The sequence below is a fragment of the Psychrobacter sp. ANT_H59 genome, from assembly GCF_008369225.1.
GTDB classification, from domain to species: domain Bacteria; phylum Pseudomonadota; class Gammaproteobacteria; order Pseudomonadales; family Moraxellaceae; genus Psychrobacter; species Psychrobacter cryohalolentis.
Genome location: NZ_VOBE01000001.1, coordinates 277,471 through 295,584, shown reverse-complemented (window position 1 = coordinate 295,584; position 18,114 = coordinate 277,471). Strand labels below are relative to the sequence as shown.

Here is an 18,114-nt window from a genome sequence, read left to right as displayed (position 1 = left end):
ATACCGAGAAGTCGTTATGGGCTTTTTTTATTGCCAAAATACTACCGTTGTTAAAAGAAAGAGGTGTACTCACTTGTCTTGGTTGCTGCTTTCTCTTTATACTGGCTCTACGAATTACCAACTCTATTGTTATTACTTATATCTTTTTTATTAATTTACCTCGCTATTGTCCACATTATGATGGGCTTGTCACTAAATTGAGCCTATTTATGATTGATGCCATTATTTTTGCTATGACCATCGTCTTGCCCAACCTTGTCTTAATGTGGTTAGGTTTTTTTATGAAAAGACGCGGTGAGGCGGATCAGGTGTTTATCGATCAGGCCTCTAGTTTCGTTTTTAATTATTGTCTGCCCTGTCTGCTGTTTTTTAGTGTGGTCGATAGTGACGTTGATTATGCGAAGCAAGTGGTATTGATAGGCGCTGGTATTGTGGTGACCTTTATACTGTTTATCGGCTCTGAGCTCTATGCCAAGCGCTTTATCAGCGACCCTGCCAATCAAGGGGTTTTTGTACAAGGTATCTTTCGCAGCAATATGGCGATTATTGGACTGGCAACCGTTGCCAACGCCTATGGGACGACTGGCTTAAGTATTGGCGCAGTATATATGGGTGTGGTGACAATACTGTTTAATATCTTAGCGGTGATTACGCTCAGCCGAGTGTCTAAGAGTATAGAGGATACTTGGCTCAGTCGTAGTACCATGATTATTAAAAAGCTATTTACCAATCCGCTCATCATTGCACTCGTTGCAGCCTTTACTTATAAGGCGTTGCCACTACCACCGATAGCGGGTGTGATTCATATCACCGGTGGGTTATTAGCAGCAGTTGCTTTACCGCTTGCACTGATTTGTGCTGGTGCCAGTATTAATTTGAAATCGATGTTGCATCCTTCTGGACTTTCTATGCAGGCAAGCATTGGACGCATTGTTATTGCACCGTTGGTTGCTATAGCGGTTGGTTTTGCTTTTGGCTTAACGGGCGTACATATGGGCGTACTGTTTTTGATGGTTGCATCACCAACAGCAGCAGCAAGTTATGTGATGGCAAAAGCGATGGGCGGTAATGATATTTTAGCGGCCAATATTTTGGCATTTACGACAGTAGTTGGTATGTTTGGCATGGCGATTGGCGCAGCAATATTACGCGCTATGGGACTAATTTAACCACTGTTTGATAAATGACTACATACTTATCAAACAGTGGTTAAATCAAAAGACAGTTGTTAAGAGTTTATCAACCCCTGATTAAAAAACCTTCCCATCTTTATAGAAGGGGAGGTTTTTTTAGTTATACAAATGCTTTTGTTGATTGTAAATCAAACAAATTAAGCTCAGAGACAAGCTCAAGTGAGCGCAAACGTGCTGCTTGGTCATAGATGTTTGCTGTCACAATCAGCTCATCGGGCTGATAGGTAGCAAGAAACGCTGTAAGCTTTGGCTTGACAGTTTCAACAGAACCGATAAACGATACCGACAACGCACTATCCACCATCATTTTCTCAGCAGCGCTCCAGATACTATCCATATCATGAGTAGGCTTTGGCATTTGACCTGTTTCACCACGGCGTAAACGCACAAAGCTCTGCTGTGCTGAGGTAAAGTGATAATGGGCGGTCGCATCATCGTCCGCAAGCAATAAATTTGCCGCTAGCATGACATAAGGCTTGTCTAAGTAAGCTGATGGTCTAAATTGCTCGCGATAAGCATTGATGGCTTGCCCAAGCATTTGCGGTGCAAAGTGTGAAGCAAACACATATGGCAATCCTAAGTGCGCTGCTAAGGTCGCACCAAAAAGGGAAGAACCTAATATCCAAATAGGAATATTGGATTTTGCACCCGGGAACGCTTGTACGGGGCTATCATCTGTGCCATTTCCCAAAAAGTACATCAACTCTTGCACATCTTGTGGAAAGCGATCAGCATCTTGCATCTGGCGACGTAATGCCTGAAAAGTTGCACCGTCTGTACCGGGCGCACGACCCAAACCCAAATCTACGCGGTCGCCATATAATGCTTGCAGGGTACCAAACTGCTCAGCAATGACGAGCGGGGCATGATTGGGCAACATCACACCACCTGCGCCAATACGTATACGCTTGGTCTGAGCACCAATATGCGACAATAGCACTGACGTCGCTGCACTAGCAATACCAGGCATATTATGATGTTCTGCCATCCAATAGCGATTAAAGCCAGATTTTTCGGCTTGCTGCGCTGTTTCAACGGTTTGGGCGACACCTTCAGCAATGCTTTTACCTTCAGGGACAGGTGCGAGATCTAGGAAAGATAAAGGGATTTTGTTACTCATAAATTATCCAGTAGTGTATTAATTATTTTCTACTGATATGCTTATAGTCAGTGATAGTTTCAAGTACCTATAGTCAGTGTTAATGAATCATAACAAAGTAGACTAACTCAGTATTTAAGCTCACTTAACAATTATCAATGTGCGTTTATAGATATAAAGGCGTGCCTATAAAGTTGTAATACATTATGAATAGGGCACAAGCAATATTGCAGCACTAAAAAAAGCAGGCAACCTAAGTTACCTGTTTTTTTTGATTGGCTAGTGATAAAGCGGCAATGAATCAAATCATTAATACTTTATCAACATGACGTTATTTGGTTGAATGACTATTTAGATTGGTCACCAAGCTTATACGCCACGACATAATCACCAATGGTTGTACCCACTGAACCATGTCCACCAGCAACTAATACTACCATTTGCTCACCTTTAGAGTTCAAGTAAGTCATAGGTGTGGCTTGACCACCTGCTGGAATACGCACATTCCATAGGACATCACCATTTTTCAAATCATAAGCGCGGAAGTTGTTTTCGGTCGCCGCTGATAAGAATGCTAAGCCGCCTTTAGTAATGATAGGTCCACCGATACCAGGGACACCTAACTCCAATTTTAATGGAATAGGAGATAAGTCTTGTACGGTACCATTTTTGCGTTGATAAGCAATCTCACCTGTGGCCAGATCAGCACCTGCTATTGTGCCCCATGGTGGCTGCTGACAAGGTACGCCAAGCGGTGATAAAAACGGTCCCATTTCTACCGCATAATCTGCGCCTTCATTGGCATTCACACCTTGCTCACCTTTATTGGTTTCAACATCACCAAGTGTTTCTTTAGGAATGAGTTTTGACGTAAAGGCAAGGTAAGTTGGCATACCAAACATCACGCCATTTTCAGGATCGACGGCGATTCCGCCCCAGTTAAAGGTACCAAAGTTACCAGGATAGACTATGCTGCCATTCGTTGATGGTGGTGTATAACGACCATCATAATTAAGCTGGTTAAATTCAATTCGGCACATCATCTGATCAATCAGGCTGGCACCCCACATGTCTTTTTCTTTCAACATCGGTGGCTCAAAACTCAAACCAGAATACGGCTGAGTGGGTGCGGCGTGTTCACTTGCAATGAGATAGCCTTGCGGTGCATCACGTTCTTTGATTGGTACAATAGGCTTGCCTGTTGCGCGGTTCAAGACATAGACATCACCTTGTTTGGTCGGTACAACCAAAGCAGGTTGGACGCCATCATTTGTATCTAAGTCAAGCAACGTTGGCTGAGCAGGTGTATCCATATCCCAAAGATCATGATGGACAAACTGCTGTACCCAGCGCGCTTCGCCTGTATTAATATCTAACGCGACCACAGAGGTTGCATATTTTTCTTCAGCAGCGTTGCGGTAGCTGCCCAGCTGATCTGGCGTGCGGTTACCCATAGGGAAGTAAACCAAACCAAGCTCTTCATCAGCACTAGCGATCGCCCATGAATTTGGCGAGCTGGTTTTGTACGTCTGAGTAGGATCATTGACATCAAAAGGCGCGGTGTTGTCAGGGTCGCCTGAATCCCAGTTCCACAATAGCTCACCAGTATTGACATCATAAGCACGGATAACACCAGAAGGTGAATTTACATCATAGTTGTCATTGATGGCACCTGCCACAACAATAGTATTGCCTACCACTATCGGAGGCGACGTCGAATAGTAGTAGCCCGCCTGTGTAAATGGCATATTGTGCATCAAATCTAATGCGCCATCTTCACCAAAATCTTGACAGCGTTGGCCAGTATTTGGATCAAGTGCATATAACTTAGCATCAGAGGTTGGAATAAATATCTTGGCATCGCATTGTTTAGATGCGTTTTCAAAAGTATTACCAGTAACTTTTTGAACCATCATATTGCTGTGCACAGCAGATTTGTTGGTTATGGCTGTATTATTAGCCGTTGTATCATTGATGGCACTATCGCTGTTTGCCTCATCATTAGCAACTAGAGGAGTACTATCCGTGCCAGCTTGACCAGCATAATAAGACACGCCTCGACATGTTTGGTGTTGGCGTTGCAGGTTCTTTTCTACTTTGGGATCAAACTTCCATAGTGTCTTACCAGAGTCTGCATCCAATGCTAGCACCCAGTTATGAGGAGTGCACATATACAGAGCATTGCCGATTTTTAATGGCGTTGCCTGATAAGTGGTCTCGCCGATATCATTAGGACCTTTGACATCACCTGTTTGGATTTGCCAAGCAAGCTCTAAATTTTTGACATTGTTAGTGTTGATTTGAGTTAGGGGAGAATAGCGTTGCCCATAGTTAGTACGACCATACGCGCTCCACTCGCCGTCTGGTGTTTGTTGGCCATTTGATAGTGGGTCACCAAGATTTGCAGACGTATCAGATGAAGTGGTATCTTGATCGCCATCATCGGTGGCTGTTAAATTGAGCTCACCTAATTTGTCAGTAACATTGTTTGCTAAGCTTCCAAAAGAGAGCAGTGCACCTACAACTACGCTAGCGAGCAATCCCCAATAATAAAGAGGGTTTTTCTTAACAGTGTCTATGGTTGATGTACTACTAGCAGAGCTCGTCGATACTTGAGTCTTGTGACCACGCATCTTATTTGATACCCATGGCAAGAGCATCAACAGACCAAATATGAGCGGGAAGCCAACACGAGGCGCTAGCGCCCACCAATAGAATCCAGATTCCCAAAGTGCCCAAACAATGGTCGCTACTATAAAGATGGCGTAGAGTGCGTAAGCACTCCAATATTTTTTGAACAATAAAAATGCCGTCGTCAGTATGATAACGCTGGCAAAAAGATAGTAAGGACTACCGCCTAGAGAGAGCAGGTAAGCGCCACCGATAACCAAGGGGGCGGCAAAAACTGCCATAATGATCGCTACGAATTTTTCCATGAGCGCTACCACCTGTTTACATAAGAGCAAATGGACATGCAGTGATCGACACCCAGTAATAATGACTAATAACGAGATGTCTAGGCGTCCAGCAATACATGCATAATAAAAAATAAATCAAACGCTGAATGACGTTCTAGACTCTATTTTATCATTTATGCATAAGTTCGGTAAAGGTGGGGTAAGCTAGGAATAACGGTTTGGTAGGGATGTTTTAGTTGTTGAACTGTTTTTGACACAGCTCCATAAACGCCCGTCCATACTGACGAATCTCTGCGTCATCACGTACTGCCATCCAACTGGTAAAACGTCCAAAATGGTCGACTGGAATGGCGGTTAGATTTTGATAATGACTTGGCTCAAATGCCATCTCCGCGATAATACCAATCCCTAAGCCAAGTCCAACATAGGTGCTAATCACGTCTGCATCAAGTGCTGCCAATACGATATCTGGCTCAAGACCGGCGTCGCTAAAAGTCTTGTCAATGGCGCCGCGCCCCGTAAAACCACCGTGATAAGTTACGATTGGATAGCTGGCGAGAGTTGGTAAATCGATAGATTCTAGTCCTGCCAGTTCATGATCGCTTGGCACGATGACACGATGCGTCCAGTCGTAATAACGATAGCAGCGCAGATAGTTGTTATGTAGCAAGGACTCGGTTGCAATACCAATATCGGCCTGCCCACGTATCACCATCTGTGCGATTGTTTCAGGATCTGCCTGTTGCAGAATGAGATTAACCTTAGGAAAACGCTCTTTAAATTCTTTCACGACTTCTGGTAAGACATAACGTGCCTGAGTATGAGTCGTGGCAATTGTCAATGTACCGACATTTGGATTGTTAAAGTCGAGGCTGAGGTTTTCAATCGTACGGATTTCGGTAAAGATAGACTCAATATGCGGCATGAGCGCCGTACCCATTGTCGTAAGCCCCGTTAAACGTTTGCCTTGGCGCACGAACACTTCGGTTTTGAGCTGATTCTCAAGTGCTGCGATATGCTTTGAAAGACTTGATTGGCTAGTATGCAGTACCGTCGCCGCCTGACTTAAATTATAGCCATTGATTACGGTATGCCACACTGTCTCCAACTGTTTGAGTTGAATTTGCAGATGCCGCTGATTGACCACTACGTCGATTGCCATAAGTTAATCCCATTATATAAAGAGTCAGTCGTCTTTATAAGAGTTAAAACGCCCAAAAAACATAACAAGCGTGTAGTGTAAATCAAAGCTATTATTCTTGTATATAATAAATAGGTATCTATTTATACATATATGGAATATAGGAAAATCGCTTGGATAGTACGCTAGATAGAAATATAGTAGTAGTAACCAAAAAATTATAGCTTAATTTATATTTAAGAAAGGTTAAGATACATGTACTTACTCAGGCAAGCTATAGAATATAGCCGATATGCTCAATCAAGTAGTTAGTGGAAAAACATCTAGTCAATTTAAGCATTCTCAAGTACCATTATTCAATTTTGCAGCAAATGTCATTTTCTTTGTACAGAGCTAGGCAATTTTTTGTCCTTTTTTATCCTGATAGTCTCGATGTCACACTGCCAGTAGATAAAATTTTTGGATAAAAAGTAGCGCACTGTCGTATTTTTTGTCTAAATTTTTGGTGAGTCGTTATGTCTGCTGTCCAACCTATTCCGCCCAATTCTCCTATGGCCAAGAAGTCACTTAGCGAATCTTTGCAAGCTTATCTTGATCGGCGTTCACTTATCATGCTGTTCTTGGGCTTTGTCGCTGGCATTCCGATCTTACTAATTTTCTCTAGCTTATCATTATGGCTGCGTGAAGCAGGGATTGATCGTAGCGTAGTAACGATGTTTAGCTGGGCGGCGCTTGGTTATGCCTTTAAGTTTATCTGGGCACCACTAATTGATGCGGTGCCATTGCCAATATTAAACAAGCTTTTAGGTCGCAGGCGCAGCTGGATTTTGGTCTCGCAGATTATGATTATTGCCGCTATTTGTATTATGGCGAGTGTCAATCCAGCGAATGAAGGCAGTCTAGTCCTGATGGCAGTAGGTGCAGTACTACTTGGCTTTTCATCAGCGACACAAGACATCGTTATTGATGCCTATCGCATCGAATTGGCACCACCAAGCCTACAGGCGGTCTTGTCTGCCATGTATGTGACCGGTTACCGTATCGGGATGATTGTTGCTGGTGCTGGGGCATTATATTTAGCCGATTACTTTGGTTCTACCGAGAGCTTTTATAGCTATGAGGCGTGGCGCAATACCTACTGGATTATGGCAGCGGTAATGGGTATTGGGGTTATTACCACCTTGGTGATTCATGAGCCGATTAGACAACAAGTGGTTGTTGAACGTAAAACGTCAGAATATACCCGTCTAGTATTAGTATTCGCTATATCAGTCATAGGTTTTGTACTGGTATTTGCTAATGCGGGCTTGGTCTTACCTGAGACAGAAAGTGTGTTTGCAGGCTTCTTAATCGAAGTAGTGCGTATGGTATCGAGTTTGGCAGCGGCTTTGATTATCGGTTACGGCTTAGTAAAAGCCAATCTTGTGGAGCAAGAGTTTGCTAAGACCACATGGATTGAGCCTATTGCTGACTTTTTCCGCCGTTACGGTAAAAAGGCGTTATTGTTATTGGCGCTGATTGGTCTTTATCGTATCTCCGATATTGTTGCCGGGGTTATCTCTAACGTCTTCTATCAAGACATGGCATTCACTAAAGTCGATATTGCCAACGCCGTTAAATTGGTTGGTGTTGTCATGGCGATTGCTGGTGGTTTCTTAGGTGGTTTATTAGCACAAAAAATGCGTATCATGCGCGCAATGATGGTTGGAGCAGTCCTTGCCTGCGTGACAAACTTGTTATTTATTCTGCTGACATACCATCCTGGGAGCTTGCCGTATATGTATTTGGCAGTAATCCTTGATAACCTTGCAGCTGGTCTTGCTAGTGCTGTATTTATTGCCTTTTTATCTGCATTAACATCTATTCGATTTACTGCCGTCCAGTATTCAATATTTTCATCACTAATGACATTATTACCAAAAGTGGTGGGTGGTTATTCAGGGACTATCGTTGATAGCACCAGTTATCCCTTCTTCTTTATGTTTACTTTTCTAATTGGTATTCCTATTTTAGCGCTGATTTATTATGTTGATAAATATATCGTCATTGGTGACAATGATGATATTTACGGCGATGGCAGTGACGATAGTAATAGTGGCAGTAATAAAGGTGTTGAGTTAACCAAAGCCAATCCTAATTTAACCAATACCAATGAGCCACCGCGCGCATCAGAGTAGGTTAGAGGTTATAAAAATAAAGCAGATATAATTATTAAGAGTCATTTATGACAGCGCAAAAAGCAGCAGACGTAACAGTATGGCAAATCAAGCAGCAAGCGATACAAATGGCGGAAGAATTATCTGTTCCGCCATTTTGGATAACAGATTGGCTGTTATATATCATTGATAAACCTGCGCTATTTTTAATAACGGATGATAGCTATCAGCTAAGTGATGTTGAGGTTGAGCGATTTAATGTTGGTGTGACCAAAATGCAGCAAGGTACACCATTGGCTTATTTAACGGGTATACAGGCATTTTGGTCGCTTGATTTTGCCGTTAATGAACATACTTTAATTCCCAGACCCGATACTGAAGTTTTGGTTGAGCAAGTACTACATTGGATAAATACTGCCAATGAAGAGTTTGTACCTAATGCTGCTAGCAATAAGCGTCTGCTTGATCTGGGCACGGGTTCTGGTTGTATTGCCATCAGTCTTGCTCACGAGTTAAAGCTGGCTTGCAAATTGGAACCAGTAAGCTGGCAAGTCGTTGCCGTTGATTTCTCGCTAGAGGCGCTAAAAATTGCTCAGCATAATGCGGTTAGTAATGCTGTAGATATCGAGTTTGTCCATAGTAGCTGGTATGATGCACTCTCTACTCAGGACGAACATTTATTCGATGTGATTGTCTCAAATCCGCCCTATATTGATGAGGCGGATGAGCATTTAGCAGGTTTATTAGCAGAGCCAATTAGTGCTTTGAGCGCCCCTAATCATGGTTTGGCTGATATCGAACATATTGTCCATCATGCGCTGCAGTACCTAAAAGTAGGCGGGCTACTAGCGATTGAGCATGGCTTTGATCAAGGGCATGCTGCACGCCAGTTATTTGCGGACAATCACTTCGATAATATACAAACGATTAAAGATTTTGGTAGGAACGATAGAGTGACGCTTGGGCAGTTTAATAAAAATAAGCGGCAATATTGAGTACTGGTAATCCATATGAGTAATGTAGAAACAGAAATATTGTTAGATGATGAGCTGCTGCGTTATGCGCGTCAAATATTGCTTGATGGCTGGGATATTGATGCTCAGCTACGACTAAAATCATCAAGTGTCGTCATGATAGGCGCAGGTGGGCTAGGTTGCCCAGCTTCTGAAACCTTAGTACGTGCAGGACTTGGGCATATTCGCCTAATTGATGACGATGACATTGAAGCCAGTAATTTACAGCGTCAAACATTGTTTTTACCGGAGGATATTGGTAAACCTAAAGCTCTAACTGCTGCGCAAATGTTGATGCGTATCAATCCTTTAATCACAGCTCGCGGTACGATAGCGCGTTTGAGTGAAGACAATGCTTATGAGTTACTTGATATGGCGTCCGGTACGCCAGACCTATTGTTAGACTGTACAGATAATTTTGCTACCCGTGACATCATAAATCGTATTAGTGTGCGCTATCAGATTCCATTATTATCGGCATCTGCTATTGCGATGCAAGGGCAACTGGCACTATTTGAGCCACATCTAAATACCGGCTGCTATCACTGTGTGTTTGGTTCGGTAGTACTGGATGCCGAGGCGGATGAACGTACGTGTGCCAATTCAGGGGTGCTTGCCAGCACTACAGCTGTCATGGGTAACTTGCAAGCCAATGCTGCTTTGCAATATTTGGGATTAACCAAAAATCCACTGACAAACAAGCTGCTCATATGGGATGGTAGTCAGATGCAGCAACGGCTGATGGGGTATCGAAAAGAGTCAGAATGTCCTGTCTGTAATAGCCTTTCCTAATTTCAATTAATGATTTTTTACCAATTATAATCGCCGATTCTCAAATATCCTTCTTATGACCATAGTTGTCTTTTATGAAAATTCATCGTCCGCATTTATTAAAACATACCTTTAATGTCGTTAACCGTGTTCGTCAAACAGCAAGTGTCGCTGGCTTGTCAGCGCTTAGAGTGGCGAAGGGCGAAAAGCCTGATGCCATGCTGTTAAAAGAAACTTTTGAGCAACTGGGTACGACTTATATCAAAATAGGGCAGTTTATTGCTAGTACGCCGTCATTATTTCCGCGCGAATATGTGCAAGCCTTTCAAAGCTGTTTGGATCAAACCGCACCATTGTCTTATGCTTATATCGAGCAAGTATTAACAGAAGAGCTAGCTGTTAATGGACTCACACTTGAAGAGACGTTTGCCTACATTGACTCAAAACCACTGGCTTCTGCTTCTATCGCCCAAGTCCACGCAGCGCGTTTGCATAATGGTGATGAAGTTGTCTTAAAGGTGCAAAAACCTGGCGTCGAAACCATTATGCAGACGGATTTGGGTGTATTACATGGCGTGACAAAGCTGGTTGAATTGTTGATGCCTTCAATGAGATTTGCCAGCATTGCGCCGATTATTGATGAGATTCGTTTGCGTATGCTTGCGGAGACAGACTTTATCGCTGAGGCACAAAATATTCGTGACTTTCAGCAGTTTTTGGCAGTATCAGGCAATACACGCGTGGTGGCACCAAAAGTCTATGAGGCGTACACTACCAAGCGTGTGTTGACCATGAGCCGCTTATACGGTGTCTCTATGGTAGATGAAACTTTGATGCGTCAATATTGTACTGATCCTGCCCAAGTGATGGCAGATACGCTCAATACTTGGTTTGCAAGCCTGATGCTGTGTAATAGTTTCCATGCGGATTTGCATGCGGGTAATTTAATGCTATTAACTGATGGACGTATCGGATTTTTAGATTTTGGTATTGTCGGTAAATTGAAGGCTGAAAGCTGGCGCGCTTGCATGGGAATGATGCAAGCCATGCAGGATAATGATTATTATGCGATGGCACGCCATATGATAGATATGGAGATGACACATGGTGGTAGTCAGGTTGATGTGGTGGCATTGGGTGATGATTTGCAGCGTATGATGAAGACCATTATGGCAGAGGACAAAGCCTTTACCAGTGGTGTGCCTTTTAATACGAAAGAGCAGGCGGATGAGCTGAATACAATGATGCTGGAGATAGTTGAGGTCGGTAAGCGTCATGGTATTCATTTTCCGCGTGATTTTGCTTTATTGACCAAGCAGATGCTCTATTTTGACCGCTTTATGCGTACGCTTGCACCTGATATGGATATGTTTAGTGATCAGCGCGTGCAGATGTTGGGACAAGCAGAGAAAAATGAGCAAGAAAATCGTCCAACAATCAATGTTTCGTAGGATTAAATACTATATTTAATGCTGTTCTAATACTCGTTCATAATTGTTGTTTACTACTTTAACACAAAGGATTGTGTGCTTTTTGCCACAAAATGGCCCTGTCATGATGACTGCTCTCAAAAGCCGTGCTGTTATTACTATCACCAATGAAACAGCTGTTGCGTTGATTGGTATGTACTGTATGGCAGTGGTGATGGGGTTTGGACGCTTTTTATTTACAGCCACTTTACCTGATATTATGCTGCAATTGTCGCTATCCACGACCATTGCGGGTTGGCTCGCTTCAATCAACTATATTGGCTACTTTATTGGCGCGCTTATCGCGATGTTTGTACCGCAGCGTTTAACATGGCACATGCTAATATTATGGACAATAGTTAGTGTCATTACTACCATGCTGTTGGTTGTGCCAAATATGTCATTAAATCTATGGTATGGCATTCGGCTGATATCAGGTATCGCAAGTGGTGTGGCGATGATTTTAAGCTCATCTTTGGTCATTCAAAGCTTCAGTCTTGAGCGCCGTTCAGTGCTATCGGCAGTACACTATGCAGGTATCGGCGTCGGTATCAGTGCCTCCGCAATACTGACGTGGTGGTTACTGACGCTTGGCTACCATTTCGACGTGATTTGGCTGATCGCTGGAATGATTAGCTTACCTGTTTTATGGTTGCTTTATGGCATACGTCCGTCTGCTATGATTACTTTATCTGGTTCAACATCATCAAATCCAACATCAGTAAGCTCAGAAACACCCCAGAGTAATCATTATTCCTCGCTATATCAAACCTATATTAATTTTAAGCGTTCTTTATACGAGGCGCTAGCAGGTCATAGCAAGCCCCTTGCGTTATTGTTGACCAGTTATGTGCTGGCAGGCTTTGGTTATATTACATCGGCGACTTTTTTGCCGGTAATGGCAGCTCAGCGCTTGACCACTCAAAATTCTGCTGGACTGTCTATTTGGTTGGTGGTAGGTATCTTTGCCATGCTCTCAAACCCGATTTGGGGTGCTCTTGCCAAGCGTATTGGTGAAGTCAAAACCTTAATGGGCTTGACGTTATTGCAAGCGTTTGGCATGTATTTGCCAATAGGGTTTGATGGCGCTATTGGTTTATATGCTAATGCCATGATTTTAGGATTAACCTTTGTGGGTATGGTTTCTATGACCTTGACGATTATTAAAAACATAAATCCCATCTATTCAAATCTGCTGATAGGACTGGCGACATTAGCCTATGCAATAGGGCAGTTCATCGGACCATTGGTAACGGTAGCGCTGGCGGGAGAGAATGATAACTTTAATGCAGGGTTGTTGGTAGCGGCTATAGGACTGCTGATAGGACTGGTTTTGGTATTCTTTTTCTGGCGTCAAACGAACCGACTGCAAAAAATAATCATTTAAGCGAATCACTTTAATATGATTAAACCATACTGCGGCTGAATACTTCTCGCAGCTCAAAGCTGGTATGGACTTGTGCCACGCCTTCGATACGATTTAACCGATGCAATAAAAATTCCTCATAGTGAGCCATATCGCGTACGCGTACTTTAATCAGGTAGTCCTCAGAGCGACCAGTGACGATACTACAGCTGATGACTTCATCGAAGCTTTTAACCTTGCGCTCAAACTGCTCAAAACGGTCAGCTGTGTGACGATCCATACTGATAGCAATGAAAACTGCCAAGGGATAGCCAAGTTTTTGGGCATCGGTTTGAGTATGATAACCGGTGATAACGCCACTGTCTTCTAAGCGCTTAATACGGCGCGCACAAGGGGTTGCCGAGAGATTAACGCGCTCGGCAAGCTCAGTAATGCTCATACGTGCATCGGTCTGTAATAAGCGCAATAAGCGTTTATCTGTGTCATCAATATCTGCAATTAAAAGCTGATTAGAATGAGTATATTGCATAATAAGTATTTTTATTAGTGGATTATGCCAATTATAGAGATTTATTTATCGTATTTCACTAATATAAGGTAAATATACTTATTATAAAGCCGATATTCACCTTATAAACTTTGTTATTATAATGGCGTAAGTTAGTATTATCTCGTATGATAAAGCAGGATCTTGGCATTGATTGCCTCACTAAAAATACCAACCTAATGCCATCTAAGGATTGATTATGTCTGACCAAGCAACACGCCCTGTAGCGCCTGCCGCTGCAAAGAGCACACCAAAAAAAGCCGCTTTCGATTTCCGTAAATATCGCCCTTTTGCATTTGCGCCACTGTTGCCAGATCGTACATGGCCGAGCAAAACGCTAGAGAAATCACCGATATGGGCAAGTGTGGATCTGCGTGATGGCAATCAGGCATTGATTGATCCGATGACTATTGAACAAAAAATGCGTTTTTTTGAAACCTTGATAGATGTGGGTTTTAAAGAGATTGAAATAGGTTTTCCCTCAGCGGCACAAGTCGAGTTTGATTTTGCTCGTAAATTGATTGAAGAAAATCATGTGCCTGATGACGTGACTTTGCAGGTATTGGTGCAGGCACGTGAGCATTTGATTGCTCGAACTTTTGAATCCTTAAAAGGCGCAAAGCGTGCCATCGTTCATGTTTATAACTCAACTTGCCGTATTCAGCGCGAAAAAGTATATGCTAAAGATAAAGCTGAAATCAAAGAGATAGCTGTCACTGGTGCTAAATTATTGGTTGAATATGCTGCTAAATATCCAGAAACAGAATGGGTATTCCAGTATTCACCTGAGAGCTTTAGCCAAACTGAGACTGAATATGCAGTTGAAGTCTGTGATGCCGTTTGTGATATTTGGCAGCCCGAGAATGGTCAAGAGGTAATCTTAAACTTACCTGCGACGGTTGAGGCGTCAATGCCCAATGTATTCGCTGATCAAGTCGAGTATTTTTGTCGTAATCTTGCCAAGCGTGAGCATGTAACTATTAGCTTGCATACGCATAATGACCGAGGCTGTGCGGTGGCGGCGGCTGAGCTTGGTGTGCTTGCTGGCGCAGATCGTATCGAAGGCACCTTGCTTGGTAATGGCGAGCGTACTGGCAATATGGATATCATGGTCATGGCGATGAATCTGTTTAGCCAAGGTATCGATCCTGAGCTTGATTTTAGTAACATGAGTGAGATTGTACAAGTCGTTAGCGAATGCAATAACTTGCCTCTGCATCCACGTCATCCTTATGTGGGTGAGCTTGTATTTACTGCCTTTAGCGGCTCGCACCAAGACGCGATCAAGAAGTGCCTCGACTATAATGAGAAGCATGTGGAGAAGACAGAAAACGTCTGGGATGTGGCATATTTACCAATTGATCCTGCACATATTGGTCGCAGCTATCAGGATGTGGTTCGTATCAATAGCCAATCTGGTAAAGGCGGTGTGGCTTATATCTTGCAGCGCAACTATGGCTTTAATTTACCACGTTGGATGCAAATTGACTTTAGTGGTGTGGTACAAAAACAAGCTGAAACCACGGCTCGTGAATTACAGAATGATGAAATCTTACAGACCTTTGAAGACACTTATTTACAGCAAGGCAGTTTTGAGCTGTTAGATTATACGGTCAATAATAAAGGCGGCGAAGTCTACTTTAACGGTCAAGTTCAGATGAATGGCGATACCATCACTATAGATGGTGATGGTAATGGGCCGTTATCTTCGTTTATCGATGGATTGGCGCAGCATACAGGCAAATCAATCCATGTCATTAATTACGCTGAGCATGCAATCAATCCGCAGCATAATAGCGGTGATGGTATCAATGATGATAACAATAGAGACAATAAGACCAATGCCAATGCTGCTGCTTATATACAGCTAAATGTAGATGGTGAAGTTTATTCAGGTATCGGCACTTGTAGCAGCACGGTATCAGCCATGCTAAAGGGCGCATTGTCAGCCTTTGCTCAAGCAGTTAGTATCGCTGCTGTTTAATAACTAAGTACTTAAGAATTTAAATATTTAGGTATATAAGTTTACATTTCTATAAGTATAACGTCATGGCTCATTGCGATAAGCAAATCAGAGCCATGGCGTTATTTTTTATGTTTGAACCTATGTCTGAACCTCAGTAATTAGAGATCTTATTGAAGTGCTTACCACTGAGAGGTTAAAGCCTAATAGCATAATGTTACTTGTGTTTTCAGTGACTAAGACTTACGCTAATGTACATAGCATTCATTATTATAATAGTATAAATAACAAGGTTAATTATGGAACCTCTCTCATTTGCTTCATTTTCATTAGCCGCTATTTTGGCATCATTGCCAGTAAATGGCGAAGCAGTTAGTAAGCCGACCATTACCACACATATTAGTCCTGCAATTGCTGGACAGTGGGAGATTGATCTAAACAGTAGTATCATGATGACCAAAGAAGCTGAGGCGCGGCAAGCAGCGTTAAAAGATAAGAGTCAGATTAAAAGTAACGAACCTAAAGTTGACGCCGGTGCAGGACTATTGACACAAAACGAAAAACGCCTCATTAATATTCAAGCAGATACCAGCAAAAAACTCATTGCATCAGCAAAGAAATCTGCTCAGTGCCGTGAGCTTTACAACTTTGCTGCTGATAATGAAATGTGGTCAGTCAGTGGCAAAGAGTGGACTTATGGACGTTATTTGATTACGCACCGTGAGGAGGGGCTACCTATCATTGCTATTAAAACCGTTTATGATAACAATGAAGTAGATTGCTCCGGCAGCCAGATAGATCAGAGCAATGAGGCGTTGATTGCATTTTTAAATCATGATGGTAATCAAATGCAATGGTGTGCTGATCCTGATGGCAAAGAGTGCTTTATGAACTTTAATAGAATTCTGCCATAGTAATGGTTTTTCGGTGACTTTGCTTTAGCTTTAATTACAATCATCATTAAAAAACCGCTATCCATGCAGATAGCGGTTTTTTTATTGAGAACAAATCTTTACGATAACAATATGTGATATCAATATTTAATTAGTTCACAAGTTGGCTTTTTCTTTATTAGCAGTTAACAATTCTCTTTCAAGATAATGAATATTCTGTGCTTCATGAACAAAATTATCATCTGATAAGATTACATCACGATGCATCGGGATATTTGTTTTGATACCTTCGATAACCAACTCATCAAGTGCCTGTAGCGTTTTAGAAATCGCTTGCTGACGGGTTTGACCATGACAAATAAGCTTACCAATCAAAGAATCATAGTAACTTGGAATCTCATAACCAGGATATAGATGTGAGTCAAAGCGGATACCAGCCCCACTAGGTGAATACAGCTGAGTAACCGTACCAGGTGATGGCATAAAGGTCACTGGATCTTCAGCATTGATGCGACATTCAATCGCATGACCTTGAATTTCAATCTCACTTTGGCGATACGATAAACCGTAGCCAGCTGCGATTTTTAACTGTTCAACGACCACATCAATGCCTGTAATCATCTCAGTAATAGTATGCTCAACTTGTACGCGAGTGTTCATCTCAATAAAGAAATATTCATTATTTTCAAATAAAAACTCAAAAGTACCAGCACCGCGGTATTTGACCAGCTTACATGCTTTTACGCAAGCATCTAAGATAGGCTGACGTACATCATCAGGAATATCAGGGGCAGGGGCTTCTTCTAAAACTTTTTGATGACGACGCTGCAATGAGCAATCTCTGTCATATAAATGGATGGCATTACCATTACCATCGCCAAGTACTTGTATCTCTACATGTCGCGGGTTTTGGAGATAACGTTCCATATAAACCGTATCATCACCAAACCATAGCTCAGCTTCTTGCTTAGCCGCTTGCACTTGACCGATAATTTCTTCAAAGCGCTCAACCACACGCATACCACGACCACCGCCACCCGCTGCCGCTTTAATCAACAAGGGAAAACCAATATTGCGCGCTTGCTCTTCAGCATTGTGTAGCGTCACAGCACCTACTGAACCAGGTACTGTCGGCACACCCGCTTTTTTCATGGCATTGATCGCGGAAACCTTGTTTCCCATCAGACGAATATGATCTGCAGTAGGGCCTACAAAGGTTAATCCAGCTTCTTCAATACGTTCAGCAAATTCAGCATTTTCAGCCAAAAAACCATAACCGGGGTGAATGGCATCAGCGCCAGTAATCTCAGCAGCAGTCAAGATAGTATTGATATTTAGATAGCTTTGATTGGCATTGGGCTTGCCGATACAAATGGCTTCATCAACAAAGCGTAAGTGCATTAAATTGGCATCAGCCGTAGAGTAAACACCAACGGTTTGAATACCAAGGGCTTTACAAGCGCGAACGATACGTAGAGCAATCTCACCTCTATTGGCGATGAGCAGTTTTTTTATCATGGGGTCATCCTTATTGAAGCGGCGTTTTTTAATGGAGTCACTATATTCAGCAATATCAAAACTTATT

Annotated in this window: 13 protein-coding genes; 8 read left to right on the top strand and 5 right to left on the bottom strand. The window is 42.5% G+C overall.

Annotated elements, in window-relative coordinates; all coding sequences use genetic code 11:
* Nucleotides 1-209: 209 nt before the first annotated feature.
* Nucleotides 210-1,169, top strand: coding sequence for an AEC family transporter (locus tag FQ083_RS01150; protein ID WP_149408415.1), 960 nt, complete (start codon nucleotides 210-212; stop codon nucleotides 1,167-1,169).
* A gap of 124 nt (nucleotides 1,170-1,293) precedes the next feature.
* Here FQ083_RS01150 and FQ083_RS01145 read toward each other — a convergent pair whose 3' ends face one another.
* From FQ083_RS01145 to FQ083_RS01135, 3 genes are all read right to left on the bottom strand, one after another.
* Nucleotides 1,294-2,313, bottom strand: coding sequence for an LLM class flavin-dependent oxidoreductase (locus tag FQ083_RS01145; protein ID WP_149408413.1), 1,020 nt, complete (start codon nucleotides 2,311-2,313; stop codon nucleotides 1,294-1,296).
* A 326-nt stretch (nucleotides 2,314-2,639) separates the two neighbouring features.
* Nucleotides 2,640-5,228 (bottom strand): membrane-bound PQQ-dependent dehydrogenase, glucose/quinate/shikimate family, encoded by a 2,589-nt coding sequence (locus FQ083_RS01140; RefSeq protein WP_149408412.1) that lies wholly within the window; start codon nucleotides 5,226-5,228, stop codon nucleotides 2,640-2,642.
* Between the two features lie 214 nt (nucleotides 5,229-5,442).
* Complete coding sequence (locus FQ083_RS01135; protein ID WP_020443358.1) at nucleotides 5,443-6,372, bottom strand: LysR substrate-binding domain-containing protein; 930 nt, start codon at nucleotides 6,370-6,372, stop codon at nucleotides 5,443-5,445.
* A 494-nt stretch (nucleotides 6,373-6,866) separates the two neighbouring features.
* Between FQ083_RS01135 and FQ083_RS01130 the strand changes: the two genes are divergently transcribed.
* The 5 genes from FQ083_RS01130 (at nucleotide 6,867) to FQ083_RS01110 (ending at nucleotide 13,147) form a co-directional block, all read left to right on the top strand.
* Entirely contained in the window at nucleotides 6,867-8,528 is a 1,662-nt protein-coding gene (locus FQ083_RS01130) for an AmpG family muropeptide MFS transporter (RefSeq protein WP_149408411.1), read from the top strand.
* A gap of 47 nt (nucleotides 8,529-8,575) precedes the next feature.
* Nucleotides 8,576-9,502 (top strand): peptide chain release factor N(5)-glutamine methyltransferase, encoded by a 927-nt coding sequence (gene prmC, locus FQ083_RS01125; RefSeq protein ID WP_149408409.1) that lies wholly within the window; start codon nucleotides 8,576-8,578, stop codon nucleotides 9,500-9,502.
* Nucleotides 9,503-9,517: 15 nt separating this feature from the next.
* Complete coding sequence (locus FQ083_RS01120) at nucleotides 9,518-10,312, top strand: HesA/MoeB/ThiF family protein (RefSeq protein WP_149408408.1); 795 nt, start codon at nucleotides 9,518-9,520, stop codon at nucleotides 10,310-10,312.
* A gap of 74 nt (nucleotides 10,313-10,386) precedes the next feature.
* On the top strand, nucleotides 10,387-11,742 hold the full coding sequence (locus FQ083_RS01115; RefSeq protein ID WP_149408407.1) for an ABC1 kinase family protein: 1,356 nt from the start codon (nucleotides 10,387-10,389) through the stop codon (nucleotides 11,740-11,742).
* Nucleotides 11,743-11,845: 103 nt separating this feature from the next.
* Nucleotides 11,846-13,147 carry a YbfB/YjiJ family MFS transporter gene (locus FQ083_RS01110; RefSeq protein ID WP_149408405.1) on the top strand — a complete coding sequence of 434 codons (1,302 nt, stop codon included), beginning with the start codon at nucleotides 11,846-11,848 and terminating at the stop codon, nucleotides 13,145-13,147.
* Nucleotides 13,148-13,166: 19 nt separating this feature from the next.
* Here FQ083_RS01110 and FQ083_RS01105 read toward each other — a convergent pair whose 3' ends face one another.
* A complete protein-coding gene (locus FQ083_RS01105) occupies nucleotides 13,167-13,655 on the bottom strand; it encodes an Lrp/AsnC family transcriptional regulator (RefSeq protein WP_149408403.1) in 489 nt (162 codons plus the stop codon).
* 217 nt (nucleotides 13,656-13,872) lie between these two features.
* On the opposite strand from FQ083_RS01105, the gene leuA reads away from it, so the two are divergent.
* Both leuA and FQ083_RS01095 read left to right on the top strand, forming a co-directional pair.
* Entirely contained in the window at nucleotides 13,873-15,657 is a 1,785-nt protein-coding gene (leuA, locus tag FQ083_RS01100; RefSeq protein WP_149408402.1) for a 2-isopropylmalate synthase, read from the top strand.
* A 278-nt stretch (nucleotides 15,658-15,935) separates the two neighbouring features.
* Entirely contained in the window at nucleotides 15,936-16,550 is a 615-nt protein-coding gene (locus FQ083_RS01095) for a hypothetical protein (RefSeq protein ID WP_149408400.1), read from the top strand.
* Nucleotides 16,551-16,685: 135 nt separating this feature from the next.
* Here the strand turns inward: FQ083_RS01095 and accC are convergent, their stop codons facing one another.
* A complete protein-coding gene (gene accC / locus FQ083_RS01090; protein ID WP_020443367.1) occupies nucleotides 16,686-18,047 on the bottom strand; it encodes an acetyl-CoA carboxylase biotin carboxylase subunit in 1,362 nt (453 codons plus the stop codon).
* Between the last annotated feature and the right edge of the window lie 67 nt (nucleotides 18,048-18,114).